This window comes from Empedobacter sedimenti, assembly GCF_030005555.1.
GTDB classification, from domain to species: Bacteria; Bacteroidota; Bacteroidia; order Flavobacteriales; family Weeksellaceae; genus Empedobacter; species Empedobacter sedimenti.
In genome coordinates, this window is the sequence record NZ_JASCQG010000002.1 from 114,564 (window position 1) to 127,869 (window position 13,306).

General features: G+C 32.0%; 9 protein-coding genes and 1 riboswitch. Of the genes, 5 read left to right on the plus strand and 4 right to left on the minus strand.

The window, feature by feature from the left end; all coding sequences use genetic code 11:
- Positions 1 to 15: 15 nt before the first annotated feature.
- From QHG34_RS02835 to QHG34_RS02850, 4 genes are read right to left on the minus strand one after another with little or no spacing between them, the layout of a single operon-like run.
- Positions 16 to 1,404 (minus strand): sensor histidine kinase, encoded by a 1,389-nt coding sequence (locus tag QHG34_RS02835; RefSeq protein WP_282628633.1) that lies wholly within the window; start codon positions 1,402 to 1,404, stop codon positions 16 to 18.
- Positions 1,397 to 2,080, minus strand: coding sequence for a response regulator transcription factor (locus QHG34_RS02840; protein ID WP_282628634.1), 684 nt, complete (start codon positions 2,078 to 2,080; stop codon positions 1,397 to 1,399). The genes QHG34_RS02835 and QHG34_RS02840 overlap by 8 nt, the downstream gene beginning before the upstream one ends.
- A 3-nt stretch (positions 2,081 to 2,083) precedes the next feature.
- Complete coding sequence (locus QHG34_RS02845; protein WP_282628636.1) at positions 2,084 to 2,971, minus strand: diacylglycerol/lipid kinase family protein; 888 nt, start codon at positions 2,969 to 2,971, stop codon at positions 2,084 to 2,086.
- Positions 2,961 to 4,925, minus strand: coding sequence for an LTA synthase family protein (locus QHG34_RS02850; RefSeq protein WP_282628637.1), 1,965 nt, complete (start codon positions 4,923 to 4,925; stop codon positions 2,961 to 2,963). The genes QHG34_RS02845 and QHG34_RS02850 overlap by 11 nt, the downstream gene beginning before the upstream one ends.
- Positions 4,926 to 5,118: 193 nt before the next feature.
- On the opposite strand from QHG34_RS02850, the gene QHG34_RS02855 reads away from it, so the two are divergent.
- From QHG34_RS02855 to purM, 5 genes are all read left to right on the plus strand, one after another.
- Entirely contained in the window at positions 5,119 to 5,364 is a 246-nt protein-coding gene (locus tag QHG34_RS02855; protein WP_282628639.1) for a hypothetical protein, read from the plus strand.
- 180 nt (positions 5,365 to 5,544) lie between these two features.
- Positions 5,545 to 5,643: riboswitch (purine riboswitch) on the plus strand.
- Positions 5,644 to 5,738: 95 nt separating this feature from the next.
- Positions 5,739 to 9,449, plus strand: a complete 3,711-nt coding sequence (locus tag QHG34_RS02860; protein WP_282628640.1) for a phosphoribosylformylglycinamidine synthase — start codon at positions 5,739 to 5,741, stop codon at positions 9,447 to 9,449.
- 522 nt (positions 9,450 to 9,971) lie between these two features.
- Complete coding sequence (gene purC / locus QHG34_RS02865) at positions 9,972 to 10,694, plus strand: phosphoribosylaminoimidazolesuccinocarboxamide synthase (RefSeq protein ID WP_282628641.1); 723 nt, start codon at positions 9,972 to 9,974, stop codon at positions 10,692 to 10,694.
- A 19-nt stretch (positions 10,695 to 10,713) separates the two neighbouring features.
- On the plus strand, positions 10,714 to 12,219 hold the full coding sequence (gene purF / locus QHG34_RS02870; protein ID WP_282628643.1) for an amidophosphoribosyltransferase: 1,506 nt from the start codon (positions 10,714 to 10,716) through the stop codon (positions 12,217 to 12,219).
- Positions 12,220 to 12,304: 85 nt separating this feature from the next.
- Positions 12,305 to 13,297, plus strand: a complete 993-nt coding sequence (gene purM / locus QHG34_RS02875) for a phosphoribosylformylglycinamidine cyclo-ligase (RefSeq protein ID WP_282628644.1) — start codon at positions 12,305 to 12,307, stop codon at positions 13,295 to 13,297.
- The last annotated feature ends 9 nt before the right edge of the window (positions 13,298 to 13,306 follow it).

Genomic DNA, 13,306 nt, shown 5'->3' on the forward strand with positions numbered 1-13,306 from the left:
TTAAGTTAAACAAAATTATTCAATTATTAATGTTAAAATTACTTTAGTTCCTTTTCCTTGTTTACTCTCTATTTCAATTGTAGCATCGGATAGTTTGGCAAGCTTTGTAGCAATATTTAAGCCCAATCCACTTCCCGAAATATGCAATGTCGACTCGTTTTGAATTCGAAAATAACGATCTTGTATAAACTTTAAATCTTCATCATTCATCCCAATTCCATTGTCTTCAATAATTAAATGATAGAAGTTTTTTTCTGTAACCGAATAAATTTTAATTTCTCCATTAAGATGCCCGTATTTTAAGGCGTTTGATATAATGTTGTCGATAATAATATCGGTAAATTCTTGATAATTTTCAACGATTTGAGTTTGTAATTGAGCTGTTTCTACCTTAATTTGCTTTTCATTCAGTAGTAATTGAAAACGCTCAATCGAATTTTCAACTTGATCTTTTATGTTGTAAATGGATTTTTTTAAATCCAAACTATTATTCTCAACTCGAGAAATCAGTAAAAACTGTTCCACCAAATTATACAATCGATCCACTTGTTTCAGTGTATAATTAATTTTTTCGTTGTATTCTTCTTTGGTTCTTTCTCTTCTGATCAAAATTTCTAAAGTTCCTTTTATAATAGCCAAAGGCGTTCGTAACTCATGCGAAGCATCTGCAGAAAACTGTTTGGCTTTAATAATCTGAAATTCTAATCGATCCAAAAGCGAGTTAATTGTCAATGATAATTGATACAACTCGTCTTTATTTTTAGGTAAATTAATACGTTCTGTTAAATTATTTTCTGTAATTGATTGAGCCGTTTCAATAACATTAAATACAGGTTTTATTGATTTTGAAGCGATAAATCGAGCTAATAAAAAGATGATAATGAACGATATGGGGAAAATAATCAACAATGCAGTTTGTAAATATTCTAAAGCTAATTGATTGTGTTTTGTAGAAACGCCCACAACAATATATCCTACAACTTCACCATGGTGAATCAGTTTTGCTTGGGATAACAATAGTTTAATAGAATCGTAAGTTGCATAAAAAGTGGTATTTTCTCCTTGTTTTGGATGCCATTCCAACTTATTTTGAACCAGATTCGGAGAATTCTCAACTAACTTGAAATTCTTGTCATAAATCGCTATAAACACAGGATTTAGAGAAATATCTGTATGTTCTACTTCTTCCCACTCTCGCGGTTGTACAAAACTTTTTAAGACAGGTTCGTGTAATATGTAATCAACATGGCTGGTAATTTCTTCCTCCAACGTTTCTTCCATTGTTTTGTTGATTCCTCTGTTTACGATAAAGAAAATCATACCGAAAATTATCAGCAGAATTACAGAAAATGAAATACTATAAAAGGTTGCGATTCTATTTTTTACAGATAGATTTTTAAACATCTTTAGAAATATATCCTACGCCACGAATTGTATGTAAACGAGGATCGTCTTTTTTTAAGTTTAATTTTTTACGAATTGCATTAATAAAAACATCAATTACACTTGTATCATATTCAAAATGAATATTCCAAACGTTTTCAATGATCTCTTTGCGAGTACAAATTCGGTTTTTATTTTTAAATAAATAAGAAAGTAATTGAAATTCTTTCAGAGTTAAGTCAACTAACTGATTTTCAAGAAATGTTTGATGCGTTTTTGGGTTGATTGAAATATTTCCGAAATTTAAAAGTTCATCTTTTTGATTCTGACGTAGATAAACATTTATACGAGCAACTAACTCGTTGAAATCAAATGGTTTTTTAATGTAATCATTAGCTCCAGCATTCAAACCTTCAATTGTATCGTCAACAGTATCTTTTGCAGTGATAAAAATAATTGGTGTTTTTTGGTTGGGATTATCAGAGTTTCGGATTGCTTTACAAACTTCTAATCCTGATAGATTTAGAATCATCCAATCTAATAAAATAACATCAAATTGTTCTTGATTAATTTTAAGCAAAGCATCTTCACCACTCATACAATGAGAAGTTGACAGATTTTCTTCTTGTAAACCTTGTATCATAAAATTGGCAATTCCAATTTCGTCCTCTACAATTAAGATCTTCGCTTGATTCATTTTCTAATTCGGTATAATAACATTTAAGGCGTTTGGTAAAACGGAAACTTCTATTGTTTTGTCATGTATAAAAACAGCTTCTCCATCAATTTGCGCAATCGTTTTTTCTTGATTTGTATGAAATTTCGCGTTGGTTATTTGCACAACCTTAGCTTGTTTCATTTTTTCGATACATTTTCCTAAAACTAAAGTCGAAAACTGAATTTGTTGTATAAAATTAATCTTTTTTACAGCAACAAAGTCTAATTTTCCATCATTTAATTTTGCTTTTGGAGTAAATGAAATTCCATAACCTGCTTCGTTAGAATTAGAACATAACAAAAAGTAAAAATCATCTTCGATGATTTCTTTATCGTTCAATTCGATTTTGAATTTTTTAGGACGATATTGTAGCAAAGATTTTAAAGAAGCCGAAACATATCCTAAAAAATTACGCGTCGTTTTCTGAGAATATTGATGAATAACTTCTGCATCAATGCCTAATCCCATATTGCTAAAAAAGTAATTTTCATTTACTCTTCCAACATCAATTTTCGATTTGTTTGCATTTAAAACTACTTCAAAAGCCCTTCCACAATCAGCTGGAATATGCAGATTTGCTGCTAATCCGTTTCCAGAACCAATCGGAATAATGCCTAAAGCGATATCCGTTCCAATCAAGGTTTGTGCAACTTCGTTAATTGTTCCATCGCCGCCACAAGCCACAACTATTGTTGGTTTTTGAGTTAAAATACTTTTTGTCAAAAGTGTGGCGTGACCATTGTATTCAGTCAAATATGTTTTGAAATCGACTTCTTTTTTACTGAAAAATTGCTGAACTTGTGATTCAACAATTTTTCCTTTTCCTTTACCAGCAATAGGATTGATGATAAAAATGATTTTATTTTTCATCTAATAAATGATTACTGAATAAATAATCAGCAGTTTGATAATTTGATATAATAGAACGTTCAAAAATGGGGTCAATTTTCGTATCGATCAAGTTTTTATCAATCCATTTGTATTGATTAATTTTCTTCTGATCTGATAGAATCGATACATCTTCACCTTTTTTCATTCCTAATTTAATATATGTTCCAACAAAAGAACGTGATTGATATTGCGGATCAAAAATGTCTTTTCCGTAAAATTGAGATGTATATTTCCAATTTAATAAAGAGAAAAGCGTTGGAAAAATATCAATTTGAGAAACTTCTTTCGAAACATTTTCGTTTGCATGTGATTTTAAGTTGTAAATAAATGCCGGAATATGATGATTTTTTACATCAATCGCGTCTTTACCTGCACTACTTGCGCAGTGATCGGCAATAAATACAAAAACAGTATTACTAAACCAAGGTTTTGTTTTGGCTTTTGTAATTAAATCTCCAATTGCATAATCCGCATATTTTACAGCTCCTGGACGACCTGTACCAGAAGGAATATCAATTTTTCCATCTTGATAAGTGTACGGTTTGTGATTTGATGTTGACATTACAAAAGCAAAAAACGGTTGTTTTGATTTGTATTTTTCGTCTGCAACTTTCAATACTTTATTGTAAATATCATCATCAGCAATTCCCCAAGCGTTTTCAAAAGTTACTTCATCATCATTGATATTGTATCGATTGGTATTGATTTTATCACTCAAAACACTTCCACGACCACGATCGTAGATATCAAATCCATTTCCGCCATAAAAAGCATTCATATTGTCAAAATAACCATCGCCACCATAGAAAAACATGTTGTGATATCCTTTTGCTTTGAAAACGTTAGAAATTGTATACAAATTCTGATTATCTACACGTTTCACAATACTATTTCCTGGAGTTGGAGGAATTGATAACGTTACAGCTTCCATTCCGCGTACAGTACGTGTTCCGTTTGCAAACATATTAGAGAAATAAATGCTATTATTAGCTAAATCATTCATAACTGGAGTTATCGATTTGCCCTTGTATTCTTCTTGCATAAAAGATGAACTCATACTTTCCATCAAAACAAAAATTACATTTGGTTTTTGCTCTTCTTGTGAAGGATTTGGAGCTAAAATGGTTCTTCTCAATGGATTTTTGAATTGTTGATCAAAAACTGTTTTCGAATCTTGTAATTCATTTTTCATTACAGCAAACGCTTCTTCAATCGGAATAGATTTATAATGTTCGTCAAATTTTAAATGATTATTTCTAAATGCAGAAAAGAATGAAAAAATTCCAGCTTTCGAGATTTCGTTGTTGTAACGGTTTTCAGAAGTTGAGCTTGTATCATTATTCAGTAAAAATAAAGAAACGATTGCAACAAGTAAATTGAATGCAAATACTCCGATTTTTTGTGCTGTTTTTGGTTTTGTATGAAAAGTATTGTAAAAGAAATAACCTTTTTTTGTGATGAATAAAGTGATACCAACAATTAAGACAATTCCACCAATTAATAAAGGTAAAGGATAGGATTCTTGAATGTTTTTGACAACTTCGTATGTGTAAATTAAATAATCTACAGCAATAAAGTTGAATCTACTTTTGAATTCGTCCCAAAAAGTAACTTCCGCAAAAAACGTAAAATAAATGATAACCAAATACAACGTGTAAACGAAATACACAAAAATTCGATCAAATAGTGAGTTGACAAATTTATTGGGTAAAATCATAAAATAGAATGTAAGGAAAAGCGTAAAGCAACTCACAACACTAATGTCGTAGATTAACCCATAAATAAGTGTGTGAAACAATTCACTTATATTCCAATTGAAATCGCCTTTCACCCAAATTGCAAATACAATTCGTAAAACAAACGAAATGAAAATAAATAATGTACTGAAAAATAGTAAAATACTATATCGTCCTTTTAGTTTATCTAGTACCATTTTATGATAATTTTAATAGTGCAAATTTAGAACGGAAGGATTGGTTATGAGCAATGTGTAAGTGATTCTTAAGCGAATCTTAAGTTTGGCTAAAATGAATTATTGATAAATATAGAGAAACGTTAATAATCTCCCAAAAATATTTTTTGAAAAGATTTAATCGTAAATTTGTTGGTACTTTTAAAATTATGGTATGGAAGATGTGTTAGTGAATGAAAAGGAAGCGAAATTTTTGAATTATTGGGAACAAAGATTTAAAACTATTTTTGAGGTTAACACAACATGGACAACTTTGTTCATGACAGTCAATAAATCTACTTTTCCTGAGAGTTTAAGTATTGAAACTTTTTGTAAAAAATTTATGCAAGATTTTAATATGAAATTATCATATAAGTACGACGAATCAGACAATGATTACGATTTAACGATTACAAGATAACAAGAAAACCTTATCAATATGATAAGGTTTTCTTGTTTAAGATTATTACATTTAGTTGATAATCATAGATTAAGTTAAGTGTTTTTATTTAATCTAATAATTAACTAAAATATTGTTTATTTAGATTTGATTTTAGTAATAAAATGTTTAATTTTGCAATTCACTTTTAAAGGTGATTTAGTTTTTAAAGTTTACAACATTTGTATAGCTCATAATAAGGTTGAGCGTCTCTACGGCAGACCATAAAAAATTGCCACTACAAATTTTTTTTCATCCTAATTTTGAGTTATGAATCACTCAGGGGAAAAACAGTTTGTTGATGTAGATACAAATGGTTTAAACACATTAAACCAAATAGTACAGCAAACAAAATAATGAACCACAGACTTTTCATTCAGAAGAAATCGAATTTTGACGTTATCAGTCAGAAGACTACAATAGAACTCAGAAACCTTGTACCTACAATTGTGTGCAAGGTTTTTGTTATTTATGATCTTTTTAACATAGAAGAAAGCCAGTTACAAGAGGTTCAAAATAAGGTATTTGTTGATCCTGTGACAGACGTTGTTTTCAAATACGTAGAAGATGCAGTTAACGAAAGTATTCCTTACACAAAAAACTATTTTGCAACCGAATTTTTACCTGGTCAATATAATCAACGCGATGATTCTTCGGAACAATGTTTAGTGTTGATGAATGTTGAAAATGTAACCGTAAAATCTGGTTTATTATATGTTTTCAATGATGATTTGTCTGCGGAAGATTTAAAGAAAGTAAAAGATTACTTAATCAATCCAATTGAGTCGCGTGAGAAAGATCTTTCTAAAATGGAAATTCCAGCTAATCCAGAAGCAACAGAAGTTCCAATTATTGAAGGTTTTATTTCTGCTGACGAAAATAAACTACAAGACATTTACAACCAATTCGGATTATCTTTAGAAATGGATGATTTAGTTTTTATTCAAGACTATTTCAAATCAATCAATCGTAATCCAACAGAAACTGAGTTAAAAGTTTTAGATACATATTGGTCTGATCACTGTCGTCATACAACTTTTGAGACGGAGATTACAGATGTTCAATTTAATTCTAAATTTAACGAAACACTTCAAAAAACATTCGATTATTATCAACAAGTTCGTCAAGAATTAGGAACTACAAAACCAATTCGTTTGATGGATTTAGCAACTGTGATGGGGAAATATCTTTCTCGTACAGGAGTTGTAAAAAATATTGATGTTTCAGAAGAAATCAATGCATGTTCTATTGTCGTTCCAATCGATGTAGATGGTGTTGAAGAAGAATGGTTATTACAATTTAAAAACGAAACACATAATCACCCAACAGAAGTGGAACCATTTGGTGGAGCTTCGACATGTGTTGGTGGAGCAATTCGCGACCCTTTGAGTGGACGTTCTTACGTTTTCCAAGCGATGCGTATTACAGGAGCTGCAAATCCTTTAGAAAAAATTGAAGATACGTTACCAGGTAAGTTACCACAGCGTAAAATCTCTAAAGAAGCAGCAAACGGATACAGTTCATATGGAAATCAAATTGGTTTAGCGACAACTTTTGTGAAAGAAATTTATGACGAAGGGTACAAAGCAAAACGCATGGAAGTTGGTTTTGTGGCTGGAGCTGTAAAAAAAGAATATGTTCGTCGTGAAGAACCAGTTGCAGGTGACCGAATTATTTTATTAGGAGGAGCAACAGGTCGTGATGGAGTAGGAGGAGCTTCAGGCTCATCTAAAACACACGATGGTTTAAAATTAGACGATTTATCAGCAGAAGTACAAAAAGGAAATGCAATTGTTGAACGTAAAATTCAACGTTTATTTCGTAATCCAGATGTCTTAGCATTAATCAAAAAGTGTAACGATTTTGGAGCAGGAGGTGTTTCTGTTGCGATTGGTGAAATTGCACGTGGAATTAATGTTAATTTAGATTTAGTTCCATTGAAATATGCTGGATTAAACGGAACAGAATTAGCGATTTCTGAATCTCAGGAACGTATGGCTGTTGCGGTTGAGGCAAAAGATGTGGAAACATTTATCGCATTAGCAAAAGAAGAAAATCTTGATGCAACTTGTGTTGCTGAGGTAACGGGAGATGATACAATGACTTTGGTTTGGAAAGGAACGAAGATTGTTGAATTAGACCGTAAATTTTTAGATACAAACGGCGTTCGTAAACAAGCTAAAATCGAAGTTACTGACGAAGAATATACAAACCCTTTTGAGAATAAATCCTTCAATAAAGAAGCGTTTATTTCTATGATGCAAGAGTTAAATCATGCGTCTCAAAAAGGTATGGTAGAGATGTTTGATAACAACGTTGGACGTTCTACTATTTTGAATGCTTTTGGTGGACAAACAATGGATACGCCAGAAGATGTTTCAGTACAAAAATTCCCAACAGATGGATTTACAAATGCAGTTTCTATTGCTTCATTTGGTTACAATCCTACAATTTCGCGTTGGTCAAATTATCACGGAGCTTATTTCGCGGTAATTGATTCGATGACAAAAATTGTTGCTGCTGGTGGAAATTACGCTGATATTCGTTTAACTTTTCAAGAATATTTTGAAAAATTACGTGATGAAGCTACGCGTTGGGGAAAACCATTTGCGGCTTTATTAGGAACGATTGAAGCACAAAAACAGTTCGGAATACCTGCAATTGGAGGTAAAGATTCGATGTCGGGTTCTTACCAAGATATTGATGTTCCGCCAACGTTAATTTCTTTTGCAGTTGCGCCTTCTAAGGCTGAAAAAATTGTACAAGGAACTTTAGTTGAAAAGAATTCTAAACTTTCTGTTTTTATTCCAAAATTGACTGAAGATTATTTAATAGACGAAACAAATACAAAAGCTATTTTTGATTTTATTTCTTCTATCAATGGAGAAAATGTACAATCAATGATGACAGTTAAATTTGGTGGAATTGCCGAAACTGTAGCAAATATGGCTTTTGGGAATGAAATCGGATTTGAAATTAAAACTGATTTAGATTTAGCTAAATATTATCCAGGTTCGATTATTATTGAACATTCAGAAGTATTAAATATTCCTACTGAAATTGCTCAAAATTACCATGTTTTAGGTCAAACAAATGATTCAACTTCATTTAAATTTAATGGAGATGAAATTAATTTGATTGAATTGAAACAACAATGGAAAGAAACATTCAATTCATTGTTTCCATATAGATCAACTTCTGAAACAGTTGTTGAAGAAAAAGATTTGAAAGCAGAACAAATTTGTTTTTCTTTCGCAGATCATAAGGTAGAGAATCCGAAAGTTTTTATTCCAATTTTTCCAGGAACAAATTCAGAATATGATTCAGCAAAAGCGTTCCGTAGAGAAGGAGCTGTAGTTACAACTTTGCCTTTCCGTAATTTAACGCAAAAAGATGTTGAAGAATCGGTAGATGCTTTTGTAAATGAAATCAATCAAGCCAATATTTTCTTTGTCCCAGGAGGATTTTCAGCTGCTGATGAACCAGATGGATCAGGTAAATTTATTGCAACGGTTTTACGTAATGAGAAAATCAAAAATGCAATTCACAATTTATTAGAGCGTGATGGATTGGTTTTAGGAATCTGTAATGGTTTCCAAGCGTTGATTAAATCAGGATTATTGCCTTATGGTAAAATTCAAGATTTAGAAGATGATACACCAACATTAACGTTTAATGAAATTGGTCGTCACATTACACAATTAGCGAAAGTGAGAGTGAATAAATCGCATTCACCTTGGTTAAAAGGAATGGAAGGACAAGAATTCTGGATTCCATTTTCGCATGGAGAAGGGCGTTTCGTAGCAAATGAGGTTGAATTAGAAAAGTTAATTGACAAAGGACAAATCGCTACTCAGTTTGTAGATTTGGACGGAAAATTAGCTGGAAAAATGCCTTATAATCCTAATGGCTCTACGTTTGCGGTAGAAGGAATTGTATCGCCTTGTGGAAAAGTTTATGGACGTATGGGACATCCAGAGCGTTACGAAGAAGGATTATTCAAGAACATTCCAGGAAATGGATATATGAATATCTTCAAAAATGCGGTAGAATATTTTAGAGGGTAAAATATAGATTTGAGATATTGGAAGTTAGATTTGAGATAATTTAACTCTTAAAAATTAAATAGAAAATGTCATTCCGAGCTTGTAGAGGAATCTAAAAAGATTCTTCATTACGCTAAAGCTTCATTCAGAATGATAATTGAAAATAAAGTTTGAGTCATCCTGAACTTGTTTCAGGAACTCATCCTAAAAGAGTAAGAAGCTGAACTAAATTCAGCTTGACATTGAATAAAAATAAGGAATTTTGAAGTTAGAAAGTCTAAATACTTATATCTAACATCTAAATACTAAAAAGAAACAAACAACAAACAAATATCAATTTCGATCCTGAACCAATCGAAATTAATTTCGAAAGTTAACCTTGAACAAGTTAATTTTCAAAAACAAACAAACGAAGTGGACTTTTTCATTTCAAACAAAACAAAAAAAACGATGTAATGAAGTTAGAAACTAGAAAGTAGAAGTTAGATAAATTTTAACTTCGAATTTCGAAAATCGAGCTTCGAAAAAAACAAACAAACAACGATGAGCTTAACAAAAAAAGACTTCATTTACGAAGGAAAAGCAAAACAAGTTTACTCTACTGAGGAAGCTGACAAAGTAATTGTTTACTACAAAGATGATGCAACAGCATTCAACGCTCAAAAACGTGGAACTGTTGAGGACAAAGGAGAAATGAACAATAAAATTTCGACTTTAATTTTCAACTATTTGATTGAAAAAGGAGTTAAAACTCACTTTATCGAGCAGTTGAATGATCGCGAGCAATTGGTGAAGAGAGTATCTATTATTCCAATTGAGATGGTTGTACGTAACTATGTTGCCGGTTCTATGGCTCAACGTTTAGGATTAGAAGAAGGAGCGAAGTCTCCAGTTACAATTTTCGATATCTGTTACAAAAAAGATGAATTAGGAGATCCATTAATCAATGATCATCACGCAGTTTTATTAGGAGCTGCAACGTATGATGAGCTAGATGAAATGTACACTCAAACTGAAGTGATTAACGAAGCGTTGAAAGAATTATTCATAAAAGCTGGATTAATTTTAGCTGATTTCAAAATCGAGTTTGGTAAAGATGTTGATGGTAATATCATTTTAGCTGACGAAATTTCTCCAGATACATGTCGTTTATGGGATGTTGAAACAGGTAAAAAATTAGATAAAGACCGTTTTCGTCGTGATTTAGGTGATGTTTCAGAAGCTTATCACGAAGTATTTAATCGTTTGACAGAAGTTTTAAAATAAACATTTTTTTCTTTCTATAATGATTGATAAAAAATTACATAAGAGCCAATTAAAAGCTGAGTATTTAACGAATTTCTACGAAAGAAATTTATTGAAAAAATATGCAGCTGATACTGTAGATAGTGTAAACGAAGAATGTGGTATTTTTGGGGTTTATTCTCCAAATAATATTAACACGTATTCTATTGCGCAGTTTGGTTTATTTGCGCTTCAACACCGTGGACAGGAAGCGTGTGGTGTTTCTTTCTTGAAAGATGGAAACATCAAAACGGTGAAAAAAACAGGTTTGGTATTGGACGTTTTCAAAACAATGGAAGCTGAAATTGAAGAATACCAAGGAAATGCTGCGATTGGACATACACGCTACACAACTGCTGGTGGAGGAAGTCGTCGTAACATTCAGCCACTTTACACGTACAATATTTACGGAAAACCTCATTTCTCTATTGCACACAACGGAAATTTAATTGAAGTTGAAGCATTGAGAGCAGAATTAGAAGCTGAAGGTCTACCATTTTTAGCGACTTCGGATACAGAGGTTTTATTACGTTCGATTCAAAAATACTCACATTTAGACATTGTAGAAGCTATTCAGAAAGGAACAGAAAAGGTGAAAGGTGCTTATTCGGTTTTATTATTAGCGAATAATCAAATGGCAGCTTTTCGCGATCCAAATGGTATTCGTCCTTTATGTTTAGGTAAATTGGATGATGCCTATGTTTTCTGTTCAGAAACATGTGCATTAGACGCTGTAGGAGCTGAATTTATCCGCGATGTAGAACCAGGAGAGTTAATTGTAGTAAATGAAGAAGGTTTAAAATCTTACTCATTAAATCAACCAACGCAACGCAATATTTGTGCTTTTGAGTACATTTATTTTGCACGTCCTGACTCGAATATAGAAGGAAATGAAATCTACGATTTACGTGTAGAATCTGGTCGAAAATTATACGAACAATCTCCTGTTGATGCCGATATTGTGATTGGTGTTCCAGATTCTGGAATTCCGTCTGCAATTGGTTATTCAGAAGCTTCGGGTATTCCTTACGAACCAATTTTGATTAAGAATCGTTATATGTCTCGTTCGTTTATCGTGCCTTCGCAAGAAATGCGTGAGCGAGTGGTAAATTTAAAATTGAATCCCATCAAAAATAAAATCAAAGGAAAACGTTTGGTTGTTTTAGATGATTCGATTGTACGTGGAACAACTTCGAAATTATTAATCAAAATCTTAAAAGAAGCGGGAGCTAAAGAAATTCATTTCCGTTCTGCTTCGCCTCCAATTATTGCGCCTTGTTATTTAGGAATTGATATGCCTTCTAAAGCAGATTTAATTTCAGGAAATAAGTCAATTAAAGAGGTTGAGGAGTATTTGAATGTCGATTCGTTGGATTTCTTAACAGTTGATAATCTGATTGATTTGTTAGGAAGTAAAGAACATTGTTTTGGATGTTTTACAGAAAAATATCCCGTAAATTATACTGATGAAGAATGTAAAGAGGTAAAAACTTTGCATATAGATTAGGATAGAATTATAATTGTAAATTGTAAAAAGTCTAATGTAAAATGTACTTAATACTTGTTACATTTTACACTAATACAACAAAAAAATGAGCAATACATATAAACAAGCCGGAGTAGATAAGGAAGAAGGTTATCAAACGGTATCGAAAATTAAAGACGCAGTTGCAGCAACACACAATGCAAACGTGTTGAATGGAATTGGAAGTTTTGGTGCATTTTACCAATTAGGAGGTTACAAAAATCCTGTTTTGGTATCTGGAACCGATGGTGTAGGTACTAAACTACGTGTGGCTTTAGATTCTAAAGTTTACGATACAGTTGGGATTGATTGTTTCGCGATGTGTGCAAATGATATTTTGTGTCATGGCGCAAAACCGTTATTTTTCTTAGATTATTTAGCTTGTGGAAAATTAGATTCTGATATCGCAGCAGAAATTGTAGGTGGAATTGCACAAGCGTGTAAAGAAACTGGAACAGCATTAATTGGTGGAGAAACAGCAGAAATGCCAGGAATGTACCAAGTTGGTGATTATGATGTTGCAGGATTTTGTGTTGGAGTTGTAGAGCGTGATGAAATTATCGATGGTTCTAAAATAAAAGCTGGACAAGTAATTATTGCATTACCATCAAGTGGTTTTCATTCGAATGGATTCTCTTTGGTTCGTAAAGTTTTTCCAGATTTTAACGAAGAATTTGAAGGTAAACCTTTGTTTGAAACATTATTAGTTCCAACAAAATTATATCAAAATGATATTTTCAAAATCAAAGATGCAGGAATCGAAATGTCTGGAATTGCTCATATTACAGGAGGTGGATTAATCGAGAATGTTCCTCGTATTATAAATGACGGTTTGACGGCTGTAATAGAAAAAGCAAAAATAAATGTACCAACAGTGATGCAAGAATTAGCAAAACGCGGAGGAATTGCAGAAAACGAAATGTTTGGAACATTTAATATGGGTGTCGGAATGGTTGTCATCGTTGACCAAACTGACGCTGAAAAAGTATTGAATATTATTGATGGAAGTGCTGTAATTGGAGAAATTCAAGAAAGTGCTGACAAAATTATATTGAAATAGTAGATTAAA